The organism is Paraglaciecola sp. (genome assembly GCF_039964565.1).
Taxonomy (GTDB): Bacteria; Pseudomonadota; Gammaproteobacteria; order Enterobacterales; family Alteromonadaceae; genus Paraglaciecola.
The window spans coordinates 87199-104899 of record NZ_JBDVXF010000004.1; the positions used below are offsets into that span (position 1 = coordinate 87199).

The 17701-nt window shown below is 43.6% G+C and carries 13 protein-coding genes; all 13 read left to right on the forward strand.

The genetic code is table 11. From position 1 onward, the window contains the following. The first annotated feature begins 102 nt into the window (after positions 1-102). Positions 103-1575 (forward strand): aldehyde dehydrogenase, encoded by a 1473-nt coding sequence (locus ABJK37_RS01130; RefSeq protein WP_348349235.1) that lies wholly within the window; start codon positions 103-105, stop codon positions 1573-1575. 36 nt (positions 1576-1611) lie between these two features. Next, positions 1612-2487 carry a hypothetical protein gene (locus ABJK37_RS01135; protein ID WP_348349237.1) on the forward strand — a complete coding sequence of 292 codons (876 nt, stop codon included), beginning with the start codon at positions 1612-1614 and terminating at the stop codon, positions 2485-2487. After that, positions 2488-3435, forward strand: a complete 948-nt coding sequence (locus tag ABJK37_RS01140) for a fumarylacetoacetate hydrolase family protein (RefSeq protein WP_348349239.1) — start codon at positions 2488-2490, stop codon at positions 3433-3435. Between the two features lie 42 nt (positions 3436-3477). Then, positions 3478-4281 (forward strand): 2-oxo-hept-4-ene-1,7-dioate hydratase, encoded by an 804-nt coding sequence (hpaH, locus tag ABJK37_RS01145; protein ID WP_348349242.1) that lies wholly within the window; start codon positions 3478-3480, stop codon positions 4279-4281. Positions 4282-4315: 34 nt separating this feature from the next. Beyond that, positions 4316-5113 (forward strand): 4-hydroxy-2-oxoheptanedioate aldolase, encoded by a 798-nt coding sequence (hpaI, locus tag ABJK37_RS01150; RefSeq protein ID WP_348349244.1) that lies wholly within the window; start codon positions 4316-4318, stop codon positions 5111-5113. 45 nt (positions 5114-5158) lie between these two features. Next, positions 5159-6370 (forward strand): 3-(3-hydroxy-phenyl)propionate transporter MhpT, encoded by a 1212-nt coding sequence (gene mhpT / locus ABJK37_RS01155; RefSeq protein ID WP_348349246.1) that lies wholly within the window; start codon positions 5159-5161, stop codon positions 6368-6370. A gap of 12 nt (positions 6371-6382) precedes the next feature. Further along, on the forward strand, positions 6383-7825 hold the full coding sequence (locus ABJK37_RS01160; RefSeq protein ID WP_348349248.1) for an aldehyde dehydrogenase family protein: 1443 nt from the start codon (positions 6383-6385) through the stop codon (positions 7823-7825). 122 nt (positions 7826-7947) lie between these two features. Beyond that, positions 7948-8853, forward strand: a complete 906-nt coding sequence (locus tag ABJK37_RS01165; RefSeq protein WP_348349250.1) for a LysR family transcriptional regulator — start codon at positions 7948-7950, stop codon at positions 8851-8853. A 51-nt stretch (positions 8854-8904) separates the two neighbouring features. After that, positions 8905-10296 carry an FAD-binding oxidoreductase gene (locus ABJK37_RS01170; protein WP_348349252.1) on the forward strand — a complete coding sequence of 464 codons (1392 nt, stop codon included), beginning with the start codon at positions 8905-8907 and terminating at the stop codon, positions 10294-10296. Between the two features lie 247 nt (positions 10297-10543). Continuing rightward, entirely contained in the window at positions 10544-13402 is a 2859-nt protein-coding gene (locus ABJK37_RS01175) for a TonB-dependent receptor (protein ID WP_348349254.1), read from the forward strand. Between the two features lie 108 nt (positions 13403-13510). Then, a complete protein-coding gene (locus tag ABJK37_RS01180) occupies positions 13511-14488 on the forward strand; it encodes an MBL fold metallo-hydrolase (protein ID WP_348349256.1) in 978 nt (325 codons plus the stop codon). A 391-nt stretch (positions 14489-14879) separates the two neighbouring features. Further along, positions 14880-16202: an MFS transporter gene (locus ABJK37_RS01185; protein ID WP_348349258.1), complete on the forward strand. Its 1323-nt coding sequence runs from the start codon at positions 14880-14882 to the stop codon at positions 16200-16202. Between the two features lie 52 nt (positions 16203-16254). Beyond that, positions 16255-17652, forward strand: coding sequence for an aldehyde dehydrogenase (locus tag ABJK37_RS01190; protein ID WP_348349261.1), 1398 nt, complete (start codon positions 16255-16257; stop codon positions 17650-17652). Positions 17653-17701 lie beyond the last annotated feature (49 nt).

Sequence of the window (17701 nt, forward strand, 5' to 3'; positions counted from 1 at the left end):
CTGTCTAGCCCAGAATCTGTTTCAATATTGTAAATAAAGCACTGTTTAATTGTTAATTATAAGTGTGCTTTTACCCTCTGAATCTTTCAAGGAATTTGATTAATGAGTGAATTTATCAAAATTAATGAGATAAATATTTCATCGGATCATTACATTGCTGGGCAGCGTGTAGCGGCAAAACATTATCTTGATGTGTTTTCTCCTATTGACGGTCGACTTCTAGGTAAAGTAGCCAATGGCAGCCCAGAAATTATCAATCAAGCGATTGAAGCCGCCGAGCAGGCTTTTCCTGCTTGGTCAGCCCTATCAGCCGCGGAACGAAAAGTATATTTGGATAAATTTGCTGATGAAATTGGCAAACGTAATGATGACTTTGCTTTGGTTGAAAGTAACGATGCGGGTGTCCTGTTGTCACGCATGCAGCACGGTGTCGTAAAAAGAGTCCAGTTAAACATTCGGCATTTTGCTGAGCAAGCGTTGACCTTGCAAGATCACACAATAAATACTAATCAAGCTGAACATTTGGTTCGTCATGATCCCGCCGGTGTAGTGGTTATCATTACCCCTTGGAATGCGCCACTGATGTTATCAACCTGGAAACTAGGACCGGCACTGGCATCAGGCAATACCTGTATTTTAAAGCCACCAGAATGGGCACCCTGTACCAGTTCATTATTGGCAGATGCCGCACAAGCGGCTGGTCTACCTCCAGGCGTACTCAATATTGTGCAAGGAAACGGCGCTGAATCTGGTTCAGGGTTAGTAGCCGATCCAAGGGTTGCCAGAATTTCATTCACTGGCTCTGTGCCAACGGCCAAGTTGATTGCACAGTCTGCCGCCCAAAATCTCGTGCCGTGCAGTTTGGAGCTAGGCGGTAAAAGTCCATTCATAGTGTTAGCGGGGGCGGATATTGACAACGCCGCTGCCACCGCCGCGTTGATGTATCGCAATGCCGGACAGGTTTGCCTAGCGGGCACACGCTTATTGGTGCATGAATCTATAAAAAGTGACTTTGTTAAAGCGATGCGCGGCTATGTGGAGGCGCTCACAGTGGGCGACCCCCGTGATCCTGCTACTGAAGTTGGGCCTATCATTCATCAGCGTCAAGTTGAGCGGGTCGCCGGTTTTATCGAACGGGCTAAATCGGCCGGTGCCACGGTACTTTGGGGCGGAGCTAAACATGAATACGGTGAGTTGTATTTTCAACCAACCTTAGTGACCAATCTTAAGCAAGACGACGAAATTGTCCAAAATGAAGTCTTTGGTCCTGTGTTGACCCTACAAACTTTCAGTAGTGATGACCAAGTTATCGCTATGGCCAATGGTACTGATTATGGTTTGGGTGGGGTGTGTTATGGCGAACAAAGTCATGCAACAGAAATATCTAAGCGCATCAGAACGGGTTTTATTTGGGTGAATAGTTTTGGGATCCGTGATTTAGAAGCGCCCTTTGGCGGAATTAAACGTTCGGGAATTGGTAGAGAAGGGGGCAATTGGAGCTTCGAGTTTTTCTGTGACATCAAAGATGTAGTTGTCCCTAAAAAACCGTTTAGAGCAAGTTTTAGTCAACGCTAATGTTCATTGTAATGTTAAGAATAAAGGAAAAATAAAATGGGTAAAATCGTTGGAGCGGCATTTCTATCTCATCACCCAGGATTAATGCAAAATGAAGAATTACGCAAATTAATGGGCGCCGGTGAAGACTCTGATTTGATCCCTGGCTACGCAAAAATACGTCAAAAAATTGCAGAAGTGAAACCTGATACTGTGATCATTTTTGATACCCATTGGTTTACCACTGGGTTTCACTTAGTTGAGGCCAGCGCCCGTATAAAGGGTAATTTTGTTAGTGCAGAAATGCCTTGGTACCTGTTTGGTGTTGATTATGATTATAAAGGCAATCCGGAACTTGCCCACCATATCAACGATGCAGGTATAGCGTCAGGAGTGAGAGTGCGCTCCACCGCGAATGAAGGCATGCATCAAGAATATGCCACGATAAATATCATCAAACATCTGCATTTAGAAAGGCTCGGCATTTCTGTGGTTTCCGCCAGTTGTTGTCAAAACTGTCGTTGGGATCAATTTCTTCCGGCAGGAAAAACCATCGCACAAGGCATTGAAAATAGTGACGCACGAGTTTTGTTAATTGCTTCTGGTGCACTGAGTCATCGCTTTAATAATATTGACTGGCAGCCGGTTAACCCAAGAATCTTCCATGAGTCCAATGTGTCTAGCCCAGAAAACGTAGCAAGTGACAAGGGTGCTATACGATTAATGGAGCAAGGTAAACACGGTGAGATCATTAACAACTGGGAAAGTGAATACAAAAAACGCAATTGGGAAGCCTTTGGTGGTCACTATTTGCAGATGATTGGAGCTTTAGGCGGTGCCCATTGCACAGCAAAAGGCACAGTGATGTCTGATTATGAGAATGCCCGAGGCACAGGTAATGTGCATATTTGGTTTGATGTGGAGCAGCAATAAATGAACTTTGAATTCCCTTTAAAAAATACGCCTGCAGTGATGATTGGCCCACGGGTCGAAAGAAGACGGGTACTTATAGGTGGTAGTGCTTATTGGGGCACTATGATTGAAAGTGGTGAGGAGCAGGGCAAACTCAGACTTGATGATGGTAGAGTGCTCGAAACTGCGGACTTAGTTTATTTGCCGCCTGTCGCCCCGAGTAAAATTATTGCTATACACATTTCTTATACCTCAAGAAGTATGGAAACTCGCAAACTCCCTAAGCCTACAGCGTATCCAACCTATTTTACTAAACCGCCTACCGCGCTTAATGGTCACAATGGTGAAATCCTTAAACCTGATGATTGCCAATATTTAAATTATGAAGGCGAGTACGCTGTGGTGATCAGTAAAACCTGCCGTAATGTATTGCCAGATGAAGCTTGGGATTATATTGAAGGATTCTGTCCTGCTCTGGATATGGGGCTGCAAAACTTTCGAGATACTGACCAAGGTTCAATGTTACGTGTTAAAGGTGCCGATACTTTATTACCCATTGGTCCTGGCATAGTAAGGGGGGTGAATTTATTTGAACAAACCTTAACCACTTATGTTAATGGCCAAGTAGTACAGCAAGCTCATGTAGGTGACGAAACTATTTGGGGGCCACATTATGCCATTGCTGATATTGCACGGCATATTACTCTTAATGCGGGTGACGTGATTTTGATGGGCACGCCTTGTCATTCACGTTCGGTTGACCCAGGTGATGTGGTGGAGTGTGAAATCACTAATATCGGTCGCATTAAAGGCACAGTAAAAGCCATCCCTGCACCACGTGCTTCAGGGCTCAATTGTGGTCATCAACCTACAGACAGTGATGAAGTTAGACGTGTCGCTTTAGGGTTTGATGAAAATGTGGAGCCTAGGTTTACTCAAGGGTTAAAAAAAGCCCATCAGCTGAAATAGCCAATTGAATAAGCAAAGCGAAATACAAACGGAGAATGGATAATGTTGTCGCAAAGTATCATTAATGAATTAGCCCTGCAGCTTTATTCAGCCCGCAAAAATCGCACGCAAGTGCGCCATATTTCTAAGCAATATCCTGATATGAGCATAGAAGATGGTTATGCCATTCAGCGTGCATGGGTAAAACTTGAGCTGGCAGACGGGCGTAAAATAAAAGGCCGTAAAATTGGTTTAACGTCAAGAGCAATGCAACTTTCGGCGCAGATCACCGAGCCAGATTATGCTCCCTTAATGGACGATATGTTTTTTGATTCCGGTACTGATATCGATATTAAGCAGTTTATATTGCCTCGTCTCGAAGTCGAATTGGCGTTTATTTTAAAGGCTCCCCTTAAAGGACCTGATGTGACATTATTTGATGTGTTAAGGGCGACGGAATATGTGGTTCCTGCACTAGAAATAATCGATGCGCGTATTGAGCAACTTGACCGTGATACCAAAGAGCCCCGTAAAGTTTTCGATACCATTTCCGATTTTGCCGCTAATGCTGGCATTATCATGGGCGGGCAACCGGTCAAACCCGATGCTGTGGACTTGCGCTGGGTGGGGGCCTTGTTATACAAAAATGCCGTCATTGAAGAGACGGGATTGGCGGCTGGTGTGTTAAATCACCCAGCTATGGGGGTTGCTTGGTTAGCGAATAAAATTGCGCCTCATGATGAACAATTAAATCAGGGGGATGTGGTGCTTAGTGGCTCTTTTACCCGACCGGTTGCCGCTGAAGCGGGCGATACATTTGTCGTTGATTATGGCCCATTGGGCAATGTTTCCTGTCGATTTATTTGATTGTAATGATTAGAAAAGAAGCAAGCAGATGAAAATGTCGAAAAACCTCTTTAAACAACAGCTAGCCGATGGCCAACAGCAAATAGGTCTTTGGGCTGCACTTGCAAGCCCTTACAGTGCCGAACTTTTAGCAACTACCGATTTTGATTGGCTGTTAATTGACAGCGAACACGCACCTAATGATCCGCCGAGCGTATTAACTCAACTTCAAGCAGTGGCGGCTTACCCCATTCAGGCAATTGTACGACCTCCAATAGGTGATACCGTATTGATAAAACAGTATCTGGACTTAGGTGTGCAAACCTTATTAATTCCCATGGTTGATGATGCCGAGCAGGCAAAACAGATCGTAGCGGCTACCCGTTATCCTCCTCAAGGGGTCCGCGGTGTTGGCGCCGGTTTAGCCAGAGCATCTCGCTGGAATCAAGTTAACAACTATCTCGATGACTGTCAGGCAGAAATATGTGTCATTGTGCAGGTGGAGTCATTACAAGGTTTGCAGAATCTTAATGCTATAGCCGCGGTTGACGGTGTTGACGGAATATTTTTTGGCCCCGCAGATTTGTCCGCATCAATGGGTCTTTTAGGTAAGCAAAACGCTAAGCAGGTCAAGGATGCCATCAAGGAAGGCATTCAGCTTGTCAAAAAAATGGGCAAAGCCGCCGGTGTATTAGCTACCGATCCCACTGTTGCAAAGGAATATTTGGCCGAGGGTGCCTTATTTGTAGCGGTGGGAGTGGATACTACATTATTGGTTAATGGTGCAAAAAACCTGTGCGCACGATTCAAAGGTGAAACCTCCACTCAATCAACCTCATCCTCAGCTTATTAATTTTGAGCGTAGTAAGCACGAGTAATAGATCCAGAAGGCGTAAATATGCAAAGTAACACTCATCAAAAAACAAACTGGCTAACCTTAGGCTTATGCTTTGTTACAACAATATTAGAAGGCTTAGATTTACAATCAATGGGAGTTGCGGCAACTGGGTTAGTTGCCGAATTTAATTTACAGTCTGACGAAATGGGCTTAATAGCCAGTGCTAGTTCCGTTGGTTTACTTATAGGTGCCTTGGTAGGCGGCATGATCTCTGATCGTATCGGTCGTAAACAAGTCATGATCATTTCTGTGGCTTTGTTTGGCCTTTGTTCACTTCTCACGCCTTTTGCATGGGATGTAAACTCTCTAATTGGCATTCGATTAATCACAGGTTTAGGTATGGGCGGCGCTTTACCAATGATTATCGCCATAGCCGCAGAAGCGGTTAAGCCTTCACAACGCGCAGGTGCCGTTACCATGATGTACTGCGCTACACCAATTGGCGGCTTTATCGCTACGGCAGTCGTTATGTTAACCGATGATTGGCGACAAATATTTTATGTTGGTGGCATCGCGCCTTTACTTTTGGTACCAGTATTAATTAAATTCTTGACCGAATCAGAAGCCTTTAAAAACGTTAAAGAAACTGCGCTACAAGATAATGTTGCATCCAATAACAGTCTAGGGCATTCACTATTTGCAGAAAGGCGAGCAGTGCCAACTTTTATGTTGTGGCTCGGCTTTTTATGTTCCGTTGGCGTTTTATATTTATTGCTTAATTGGTTGCCATTACTACTAGTGGGTAAAGGCTTTACCAGCGATGAAGCGAGTACAGTGCAATTGATGTTTAATGTTGGTGGTTCTACGGGGGCATTAATATTAGGCTGGTTAATTTCACGTATTAATCAACGTTTGTTATTTGCCGGCGTTTGTATTGCTATTGCCGGCGCTTTATTGGCGCTAGCAGCATTACAACACAATATGACAGGTGCAATGATCGCCGGGTTAGTGGTCGGGATTTTTGCCAATGGCTTAGTATTCTTACTCTATGGACAAGCGGGTAGCTATTATCCTACAGCTATCCGAGGTACCGGGGTAGGTTGGAGTGTAGCGCTAGGGCGAATGGGAGCAATAGTCGGGCCTCTATTAGCTGGCATTTTATTGGTTGGCACAAATGATTCAAGTGATGTTTTGATGAGTATTTTACCTATAGTGCTAATCGCGGCTATTTCTGTTCAGGTCTTGCTTAGCTGGCCAAAAGCAAAAGATTAAATAAAGAGAAAAATGATGCAATGCCAATACAAACACCTAATTAACGGCCAATGGGAAAGCAGTGAAACCCTAGGAGCGAATATCAACCCATCGGATCTAGACGATCTTGTTGGTAATTATGCGCAAGGGGATCAACAGCAAACAATCAATGCCATTGAAGCGGCGAAAACAGCGTTTCAAAGTTGGTCTTGTAGTCCTATTCAGCAACGTTTTGATATGCTTGATGCCGTAGGCTCTGAAATTCTGGCTCGCAAAGATGAATTAGCTAAGTTACTTGCTCGTGAAGAGGGGAAAGCCTTAAGCGATGCGCTAGGTGAAGTCATTCGAGCAGGACAAATTTTCAAATTTTTTGCCGGAGAATGTGTTCGCCAAACTGGTGATAAACTCGCATCCACACGGCAAGGAATGGAAGTCGAAGTCACCCGTGAGCCAGTAGGGGTTGTTGGCTTGATAACGCCTTGGAATTTTCCGATTGCAATTCCAGCCTGGAAAATAGCGCCAGCCTTGGCCTATGGTAATACAGTGGTGTTTAAACCTGCTGAACTTGTGCCAGCTTCAGCTTGGGCCTTGGCTGATATTATTCATCGGGCGGGGGCACCAGCAGGGGTATTTAACCTTGTATTGGGTAAAGGTTCTATTGTTGGTGAAACCCTGGTAAATCACCTTGATGTCGCGGCAATTAGTTTTACTGGCTCTGAAGGAACTGGCCGCAATATTGCGTCGAAAGTGGTTGCCCGTATGGGTAAGGTTCAGTTGGAAATGGGGGGTAAAAACCCCCTAGTAGTGCTGGATGATGCTGACTTAGAGGTAGCTGCAGAAGTCGCAGTAAACGGAGCTTTTTACGCCACTGGACAACGCTGTACTGCTTCGTCACGTTTTATTGTAACTAAGGGAATTCATGATCGTTTTGTGGCTGCTGTAGTGAATAAAATGGGCAAGTTAGAAGTGGGGCACGCACTTGATACAAATACAAAAATAGGCCCAGTAGTTGATAAGAAACAATTAGACAATGTGTGTCAATATATACGAGTTGGCAAAGACGAGGGAGCCAAACTCGCTTTTGGAGGAGAAATTTTACAACGAAAAACCAAGGGTTTTTTCCTGCAACCAACACTTTTTACCCAAGCCAATTCAAGTATGCGCATTGCTAAAGAAGAGATTTTTGGTCCAGTAGCCTGTGTAATCAAAGTGGCAGACTATGAAGAAGCACTGGCGGTGGCTAACGATACGGTATTTGGACTTTCGAGTGGCATAGTCACGACCTCCCTTAAATATGCCAATCACTTTAAGCGTCATGCTCACTCCGGTATGGTAATGGTCAACGCACCTACAGCAGGGGTCGATTATCATGTGCCTTTTGGTGGACGTAACGGTTCAAGTTATGGATCTAGAGAACAAGGACGTTATGCTGCAGAGTTTTATACAACAGTAAAAACGGTTTATATTGCCTCCTGACATTTTTGTTATTAGTCTGAATGTGATATTTGTTAATGCCGTTCTGGACTTTTAAATACTCTGGAGTTAAGCGTTATTTATGATCTTTATTTTCGAACTCATTATTAAAGTAGCGAATTAGTATGGCTAGGTTTTCATTGAGACAATTAGAAGCCTTGGTTGCCGTGGCTGATACTAAAAACTTTAACCGTGCTGCTGATTATATGTACCTCAGTTCGTCGACTATTAGTAATCTTATCGCAGAATTAGAAGATCGTTTGGGTTTTCCTGTGTTTGATCGAACGACACGTAAAGTGTCGCTAACAGTCGCAGGCAGGGAGTTTTTAGCCTATGCCGTGTCTGTGCTGCAACAAATGAAAGTGGCTGAAGCAGCTGCCATAGTATTAAAAGAAGATAATGTAAGGATTGTACGGGTAGCGGCCCCACAGGTGGTGGCAGCCACTTTACTGCCTGAAATTATTGCCGCGTATCGCGTGACTCATCCTGATGTTCGAGTGCATATAGTCGATTCTTCGGTCATATCATTATCGGATCAAATTGTTAATGGCACGGCTGATATAGCGATTGGCCCGGAACAACAAGTTAATCAGGGCATTTCTGTCCGCCCATTGTTTGAGAGTCGTTGGATCTTGTGGTGCCATCCAGAACATCCCATGTCAACTCAGTCAGAAGTGAGTTGGTCGGAGCTGAGGCCCCATGATATTTGTGCGCCAGGATCAGACCATGAACAAAGTTTTGCAAACATATTAAACACTTTGGAGCCCAGCGCCCGCTTTCAGGTTTCAGAAATTGTGGATAGCGTGACCACGGCTCTGGGCTTAGTGTCGCAAAATATTGCCTTAGCCATCACCCCAGAATTTGTTAATCAATTGGGCTTACACAAACATTTGCTGCAACTGCCGCTGGTGCAGCCAACCCAATCTAGGCGTTATGTTCTATATAGTCAAAGCGACCTGTGGGTGTCAGATCCGGTACAAGGTTTTGCTGATTTTATTGAACAATTTGTTGCCGCCAAAAAGCTTTCCTAAAGACATTGAATAAAGCGAGCCAAATAAAGTAGCCTGCTTAAGGATAATAAAATGATTACTTCTACTCATGTCAGGCGACTGCAAACCTTAGTGGGCGCCAATGCAATGATACTCGATGAGGACATTCTCAAGGGTTACAGCAGTGATTGGAGTGCTATTGCTGATCAAATTCCTTTGGCTGTAATCAAACCTAGCTCAAGCGAGCAAGTATCCCAAGTGCTGAAATATTGCAATGAGCAAGGTATCAAGATTGTTATTCAAGGAGGCAGAACGGGCCTGTGTGGCGGAGCAACACCTAAAGCTAATGAAGTGGCACTGAGTTTAGAGCGTATGAACCATATAGTTGATATAGATGAACATGCCATGACGATGACAGTGGAAGCGGGGGCGACTCTGGAGCAAGTACAAAACAAAGCGAAAGAGCTTGGCTTGCAATTTCCTTTGGATTTGAGTGCTAGGGGGAACTGCACCATAGGTGGAAATGCGGCCACCAATGCAGGCGGCAATCGAGTGATAAAATACGGCATGATGCGTGATCTCGTGCTGGGTATTGAAGCAGTCATCCCCAATGGCGACATAGTAGGGGGTATGAACACTATGATGAAGAATAATGCCGGTTTTGATCTAAAACATTTGTTTATTGGCTCAGAAGGTACTTTGGGTATTATCACCCGTCTCGTTCTGAAATTGGTTCCCCGTGCAGATGAGACTATGGTGATGCTGTGCGGCGCTGAAAATTTAGAAAAGTTGACTCTGTTATTGGCTAAATTTCGTCATCAAGCATCGCAAACCATGTCTGCATTTGAAGTGATGTGGGCTGACTATTTTGACGAAGTGATTAATACACAAAAGCTCGCTCGAAAGCCCTTTTCTGATAATCACGCAATATATGCATTAGTGGAGTTCCAAGGAACAGATAAGTCGGTACTGCAGACTATAAGCGAAACCTTATTAGGCGAAGCCTTAGAGCAGGATTTAATAAAAGACGTTATCCTTGGCCAATCTTTGCAAGACAATATTGATATTTGGGGCATCAGAGAGGCCATTGCTGAACTATTAAGTATTGTAAAACCCTTTATTGCCTTTGATATCAGTATGCCGTTGGGGCAAATGCAGCACTTTGTCGATACCAGCAAACAACTGGTTGCTGACAAGTATCCCCAAGCCAGATACTTTGCCTTTGGTCATCTAGGTGACGGTAATTTACACTTAACCATTAGTTATCCGCAGCAAGATAAATTGCACGCTATTGAAGACGATGTACTGCAGATTGCTGGAAAAATTGGCGCGTCGATTTCAGGTGAACATGGTATAGGAGTGATCAAAAAAGACTTTTTAAAGTATTCAAGAAGCGACAGTGAAATAGCATTAATGAAAACCCTAAAAGAAATAATAGACCCGAATCACATTCTTAATTGTGGACGAGTTGTAGACCTGCACTAATCGATATTTTGCTCACAATTTTCGCAAATCAATAATCATAAACAAGTCACCTATGTCTGGCTGATTAAAATTCCTTTAATCAGGCTTCAACTTTAATTAGATAGAAATACAATTAACATTTATTGCTTTGTAAATCTGTCCAATCGATTGGATAATATCACTTGTTGCTCTAATGGGGCCATGCGAGGATTTGTTATGGTTAATATTTAATTAACAAATATAACAAATAATTAATAAGGGCCCGCACATGAAAAACACACATATTCCATTTTTGACCAGCCGTTGCTGTGCAAATGTTTTACTCGCGCTTGGCATAGCCTCTGCTCTGCCTTTGTCAGTGGTTTCTGCTCAAGAGAATAGTGGCACTAACAAAATTGCAGAAGAGGAGGCCGTTGAATTAATTGTTGTTTCAGCATCTCGTCTTAAGTCTCGTCCTGGTTATGAAGCGCCTACTCCTACTACTGTTTTAGATTCTGCATTTATTAATGATGTTGGTGTAGTGAATGTTGCTGATGCACTCAATCGTATGCCCTCTATGGGCTCTGCCACTTCGCCTCGAAGTTCTGGTAATGATGTAGGCTCTGGAGTTCAGGGCGCAAACTTTTTAAACCTAAGAGGTATCGGCAGTAACCGTACCTTAGTTCTATTAGATGGACGACGTGTCGTTAGCGCAGCCAGCACCGGGCAAGTTGATATCAACATGTTGCCAAGTACCTTATTAAAGCGCACTGAGATCGTTTCCGGTGGCGCATCCGCTGCTTGGGGCTCTGATGCCGTAGCGGGGGTAGTTAACCTAGTATTAGATAAACAATTTACCGGCGTAAAAGGTTCGGTTCAAGCTGGTCGTTCTGGTTATGATGATGCAGATGAATTTAAAGCAAATTTAGCCGCTGGCTTTGAGTTTGCAGATGGTCGTGGACATGTCATTGGTAGTTTGAACTATACTAGCGCCGATGGTGTGGATAGAGCTGACTCTCGTGATTGGTTTCGTAGCACAAAGCTGGTTAATAACCCGGATTATGCTGAAGGAAATGGTCAACCACAGCGCTTAGTATTGGATAACGTAGGTAATTTTATTGGCTCTGATGCAGGGCATACTTTTTTAAGTGCTGGTCCTTTAGCGGGTATCACTTTTTCTCCTGATGGTGCTTTGCTGCCTTTCAATTTTGGCACTCGTTATTCTGGTGGTCCGTTAGGGAGCAGCATTACTGGCGATGGTCAACTGAATGATTTCTCGGCGCGTACACAAATATTGGCTGAGTATGAACAAGTCACCAGCTTTTTACATGCCACTTATGATGTAACAGAGGACTTAACTGTTTACGGCGAGTATATGTATGGCACGACTGAGGGTGAGTCACTTTCCGTTCCTTATTACCGCTTTGCTGGTGCGCTTACCATTGCCAGAGACAACCCGTACTTACCTGCTGAATTGGCGACACAGATGGATAACTTTGGTATGACCTCCATTCCACTAGGTCGTTCGAACGTGGATTTTGGCCGAGCTAATCCTTATAACGAAAGAGATATGACACGCTATTTAGTAGGGGCTGATTTAGAAATTAACGATAATTGGTCAATGGCGGCTTATTATCAAAGAGGTAGTATTGATGTCGTAAATGAAACCAGAAGCGATGCAAATACCGCTAAATATGCCTTGGCAGTTGATGCAATATCAGATGGCAACGGCAATGCCATTTGTCGTTCAAGCCTAACCGATCCATCTAATGGTTGTGTAGCTGCCAATATTTTTGGTTTAGGTGCACCTAGCCAAGCTTCTATTGATTATGTAATCGGTACCGCACGTCAAGATCTTGAACTGACCCAAGATGTATTATCTATTACTTTTAGTGGTGATTTAGCGGAGTTGGATGCAGGCGCAGTTTCTACATCCTTTGGGTATGAATACCGTAAAGAGCAATTTACTGGTAAGGCCGACCCTATTTCACAAGTCAGTGGTTGGTGGGTGGGGAATTATAAAGATGCTGGTGGTGAATATGATGTAAATGAGGTATTTGCTGAAGTATTAGTACCTATTTTTTATGATTCTCCTCTAGGTAATTCTTTAGACTTTAATGCAGCTGTAAGGTTAACGGATTACAGTACCAGCGGTAACGTTACCACTTGGAAGGGTGGTTTAACCTATGAAATTGGTGCAGGTGTATCGCTACGCGGTACACAATCTCGTGACATCAGAGCGCCAAATTTAAACGAATATTACAGTGGTGGACAAACCAACAGTTTGTATTTTAACGATCCCTTTGTTGAAAACCCTCTTGGTGAGGGAGTAGCAAACTACCTAGTTACTCGCACTATTAGAGGGAATCCTGAACTGTCGCCAGAAGAAGCAGACACCACCACTTTTGGTATTGTTTACGAGCCCGAATTTATTGAAGACTTGTCCTTATCATTGGATTACTTTCATATCAATGTTGATGGTGCAATTGATACGGTTCTAGACCAAGACATTGTTGATCGTTGTTATAACAATGAAACTTCTTTTTGTAGTTTCATTCAACGTGATTCTGCTACAGGATTGATGAGTAATATTTTTAACTCTCCAGTTAATTTAACCGAAGAGGTGCTAACTGCTTATGACGTTGAAGCGACTTATCGCTTTGATTTGGCGGATGGTAATGTGGATATTCGTTCATTTTGGACTTATACCAAAGAACATTATGTAGAAGACCGTGGTGTACGTGATGATTTACTAGGCGAATTCGCTGGTGGTAATGGCGCAGTAAATGGTGGTCCACAAAAATGGGCGAGTTTAACCTCTATTCGCTTTACCGACTATGAAAATACTATCTCATTGCGCCATCGTTATATTGGAGAAGGTGTGATAGACGCGGAGTGGACCTCAGGGGTTGATGTAGACAACAACAAAGTTGATGCGGTGAGTTATTTCGATTTGACTGCTAGCCGTCGTTTTGACATGGGTGATATAAGATTTGAAGTCTTCGCTAGCATCGATAATTTATTGGATAAAGAACCGCCAAGAGTTGGATTTGATGGTGGTACTGCACTTGATGATCTTGGTGTGTCGAATACCAGACACGATTTAATTGGAAGATATTTCCGCTTAGGGCTGAGATTTGATTATTAATACTGTTGGATAATAAGGATGCTAGATATCCAGATCCACTGTATCTAGCAGCCATGTATTTATGCACAACAATCTGCAATGAAAATTCGATATAAAAGGATTAACCTAATGAAGACTAGAAATAAATTTGCCCTATCCGCTTTCAGTTTGCTTTGTCTATCTTGCAGTTACGCGACTTACAGTGAGCTGAATTTAGCACAAAAGCATGTTGATAAAGCTTATGCATTAGCCGGCGACACTTTTATGCGTACCACCGCTGAATTGCAGTGCAGCACGGATAACCGCGCCATGAAATATTTTAGTGACAAAAGTGTGCCACCTGCAACCAAGATTTTTGACAACCTTTATTATGTGGGAGTCACTCCGGTAGGGGCTTATGCCCTGCAAACCAGTGACGGAATTATTTTAATCGATGCATTGGATAATACTGAATTAGCACAAAACGTGATTGAGACTGGTATGCGTTCTTTAGGTTTAGATCCGGCAGAAATTAAGATGATAGTCGTCACGCATGGTCACGGTGATCACTATGGCGGCGCACGCTATTTAGCCGAGAAGTATAAAGCTTCTGTCATTATGAGCGAAGTAGACTGGGAACTGGCAATTAATCCGCCGCCAAGGCTTGCTCGCCCGGGTATGCCTGCACCTAAATGGTCTGCTGCACCAGATAAAGATCTGGTGGCGACCGATGGTCAGGAACTTACCTTAGGTGATACCAATGTCAAGCTTGTGCTTACTCCAGGTCATACTCCAGGGACCTTGTCACTTATTTTCCCAGTTACAGAGAATGGGAAAACCCATACTGCTGCTTTATGGGGAGGAACCGGTATACCTAAAGATATGGCATTGGTTAAAGAATATGTTAAATCGGCTAGCAAGTTCGCTAAGCTCGAAAGAGAATATGCTGTCGATGTGGCCCTAAGCAATCATCCATTTGTAGATGATTCTCTGAATCGTATGCAGGTTTTGCGTGAAAACCCTGATAAAGCGAATCCATTTATCATCGGCCAACAGATGGTACAAGATTATACCAAAGTGATTGAAGAGTGCGCGGCAGCAGCAGTTGCAAGAATGACAACCAATTAGACTGGTTTAAAAGTGACAGTTGATAATTGTCTTTAAAAATAGAGGTATACAGCGGGTTTGACGTTTCTCATTAAGTTGTATCAATTTGGGGAAATCCGCTGTTTGTCGTTGAATTTCGCTCGGTAATTTGAGTACTAAGGCTTCTTTGAATAAACGGCTGTTCTCTAATTTGATATGATTTTCTGCAGAAAATAATCGATGTCATTATTTGCATGGTATTTAGTCGTCTTCTGCCATTTAAGCTTTTTCAACATACTTTAACATTCCTACCAAGTGTTCACTTAAAGCAAGTTGTTCATTATCACCTCAAAGATATGTAAACGCAGTGACAAAGCGTTAGATATGCAACTAGGCTATTGATAACAAAAGTTCACCTAAGAGGTTGTTATAAATGAACAAAAATCCGGCCAGTATTATTAATGCATCACCTATGAGCAGTTTGCAAATCATGGCTGTGGTGATTTGTATCGCTCTTAATGCGTTAGATGGATTTGATGTATTGGCCATTAGTTTTGCTTCACCTGGCATCGCGCAAGAGTGGGGCATTAATCGCGCCCAGTTAGGCATCGTTTTAGCCATGGAAATGTTTGGCATGGCCGTCGGCTCTGTCTTGTTAGGAGGGGCCGCTGACCGTTTTGGAAGAAAGCCAACTATTCAGTTTTGTTTATTGTTGATGACACTGGGAATGTTTCTTGCGGCTTATGTAATGACTGTCAATCAGCTTCTCATAGTGCGTTTTTTAACAGGTTTGGGCATTGGTGGCATGTTGGCTTCAACTAACGCTATGGTCGCCGAATTTGCAAATCAACGTTTTCGACATTTTTGCGTGATCATGATGGCAACCGGTTATCCCATAGGGGCCATTATTGGTGGCAGTGTTGTATCAGTATTACTTGAAACCCACACTTGGCGCGCAATCTTTATTTTTGGCGGAGTTGTCAGTGGACTATTTTTGTTTGTGGTAGCGTTTTTGTTACCTGAGTCTGTTGAGTATTTATCCAACAAACGGCCACCTAATGCACTCAAGCGCCTGAACAAAATCCTCTTAAAAATGGGATCTACAGCAATTAACGAGCTGCCCCCTCAAGTTCAAACAGTTAAGCAGTCAAGTTTCAGGATTTTAGCTTCTGAAAAACTTAGGGGACTTACTTTGTTACTGTTACTTGCCTATTTTACGCAAATTATGACCTTTTATTTTATTTTGAAATGGATCCCTAAATTTGTAGTTGATATGGGGTTCGAAGCTTCACAGGCTGGACAGGTGTTGGTTTGGGCTAATGTAGGCGGAGCCATAGGTGCCATTTTGTTGGGCTTATTATCCAGCAAAATTAAATTACGCAACTTATTGGTAACTGTACTGGTTATATCATTTTTTATGGTTTCAGCCTTTGGTCTTGGTTATGAATCTTTAAGCAGCTTGGCTTGGATTTCTGCAGCTACCGGATTTTTTACTAACGCAGGGGTAGTGGGGTTGTATGCACTCATGGCGCAATCATTTCCTTCTGATGTGCGAGCGAGTGGTACAGGCGTAGTTATCGGTTTTGGCCGAGGTGGCGCAGCATTAAGCCCGATTATTGCTGGTTATTTATTTACTGCTGGCGTGGGCTTGCAAGGTGTATCTATTGCCATGGGAGCAGGTGCTTTAGTGGCGGCAGTCGCAGTCGTTCTTATTGGGATCCGACAAACCAACTTAGGTAATCAGGTTTCACCTTAACAGGCGCCAAGATTTACCTATTTGACATTAACTTATACAAAGAGGCGTTTTTATGAAATTCAGTCGAATTAATCCACTTACAGGCGCGGTTGCTAGTGAAGCTCTAGCAATGAAAAGTACTGATATTCACCCTATAGCTGTAAAAGCACAGGCAGGTTTTAAGCTTTGGTCTGCAGTGGGGCCTAATGGTAGACGTGCAGTACTTAACGCTGCTGCTGTCGCTCTTGAATCTCGTCAAGACGCCTTTGTTGAAGCCATGATGAACGAAACTGGCTCAACTGCCGGTTGGGCAATGTTTAACTTAGGTTTGGCTGCATCTATGTTGCGCGAAGCGGCTTCACTCACAACACAAATTAGTGGTGAGGTCATTCCATCTGATAAGCCTGGTTGTTTGGCTATGGCTCAGCGAGTGCCTGTTGGAGTGATTGTGGGTATTGCACCTTGGAATGCCCCGATTATCTTAGGCGTGCGTGCTATTTCAACTGCTTTAGCATGTGGTAACGCGGTTATTTTAAAGGCCTCGGAAATTTGTCCGCAAACTCACTCATTGATCATTGAAGCTTTATCTGAAGCAGGTTTCCCTGACGGTACTGTGAATATAGTGACTAACGCCCCTGAAGATGCAGCTGATGTGGTGGGCGCGCTAGTTGATCACCCTGTTATTAAACGTATTAATTTTACAGGCTCCACCTCTGTGGGTCGCATTATTGCCAAACGCGCGGCTGAAAATCTGAAGCCTTGTTTGCTCGAATTAGGAGGCAAAGCCCCGATGCTAGTACTGGCCGATGCCAACCTAGATGAAGCTGTCAAAGCTGCTGCTTTTGGTGCGTTTATGAATCAGGGGCAAATTTGTATGTCCACAGAACGCTTGATTGTGGTTGATGATGTCGCCGAACAATTTGCTGAACAGTTTAAACAAAAAGTGCAAACCATGGCTACTGGAGATCCCCGTGAAGGTAAAACGCCACTAGGCGCCGTGGTCGACGAAACAACCGTAACTAAGGTGAATAGTTTGATTGAAGACGCTGTAGCAAAAGGCGCAAACATATTAGTCGGCGGCACCAGTACCTCTGTATTGATGCAAGCTACGGTATTGGACAAGGTCACTAAAGAAATGGCGATATACAGTGAAGAGAGTTTTGGACCTGTGGTCGCTATTATGCGAGCAAAGGACGAGCAACAAGCTATTGAGATCGCCAATGACTCTATTTATGGCCTCAGTGCTGCGGTATTTACCCAAGACGTGGCCAGAGGAATGACAGTGGCGGCACAAATCAACAGCGGTATCTGTCACGTGAATGGCCCCACTGTGCACGATGAAGCTCAAATGCCTTTTGGTGGGGTGGGCGCTTCTGGTTATGGCCGTTTTGGAGGCAAAGCCGGCATTGAGCAATTTAGTGAATTACGTTGGATCACGGTTGAAACTCAGCCGGGTCATTATCCTATTTAATCCAAGAATAAGTGGCAGACACTTAATTACTTTAAAGTACATAAATTTA

Bases quoted from the DNA above. Each gene is read 5' to 3' on its own strand.
- ABJK37_RS01130 (WP_348349235.1), top strand. From the start codon at position 103: ATGAGTGAATTTATCAAAATTAATGAGATAAATATTTCATCGGATCAT.
- ABJK37_RS01135 (WP_348349237.1), top strand. From the start codon at position 1,612: ATGGGTAAAATCGTTGGAGCGGCATTTCTATCTCATCACCCAGGATTA.
- ABJK37_RS01140 (WP_348349239.1), top strand. From the start codon at position 2,488: ATGAACTTTGAATTCCCTTTAAAAAATACGCCTGCAGTGATGATTGGC.
- hpaH (WP_348349242.1), top strand. From the start codon at position 3,478: ATGTTGTCGCAAAGTATCATTAATGAATTAGCCCTGCAGCTTTATTCA.
- hpaI (WP_348349244.1), top strand. From the start codon at position 4,316: ATGTCGAAAAACCTCTTTAAACAACAGCTAGCCGATGGCCAACAGCAA.
- mhpT (WP_348349246.1), top strand. From the start codon at position 5,159: ATGCAAAGTAACACTCATCAAAAAACAAACTGGCTAACCTTAGGCTTA.
- ABJK37_RS01160 (WP_348349248.1), top strand. From the start codon at position 6,383: ATGATGCAATGCCAATACAAACACCTAATTAACGGCCAATGGGAAAGC.
- ABJK37_RS01165 (WP_348349250.1), top strand. From the start codon at position 7,948: ATGGCTAGGTTTTCATTGAGACAATTAGAAGCCTTGGTTGCCGTGGCT.
- ABJK37_RS01170 (WP_348349252.1), top strand. From the start codon at position 8,905: ATGATTACTTCTACTCATGTCAGGCGACTGCAAACCTTAGTGGGCGCC.
- ABJK37_RS01175 (WP_348349254.1), top strand. From the start codon at position 10,544: ATGAAAAACACACATATTCCATTTTTGACCAGCCGTTGCTGTGCAAAT.
- ABJK37_RS01180 (WP_348349256.1), top strand. From the start codon at position 13,511: ATGAAGACTAGAAATAAATTTGCCCTATCCGCTTTCAGTTTGCTTTGT.
- ABJK37_RS01185 (WP_348349258.1), top strand. From the start codon at position 14,880: ATGAACAAAAATCCGGCCAGTATTATTAATGCATCACCTATGAGCAGT.
- ABJK37_RS01190 (WP_348349261.1), top strand. From the start codon at position 16,255: ATGAAATTCAGTCGAATTAATCCACTTACAGGCGCGGTTGCTAGTGAA.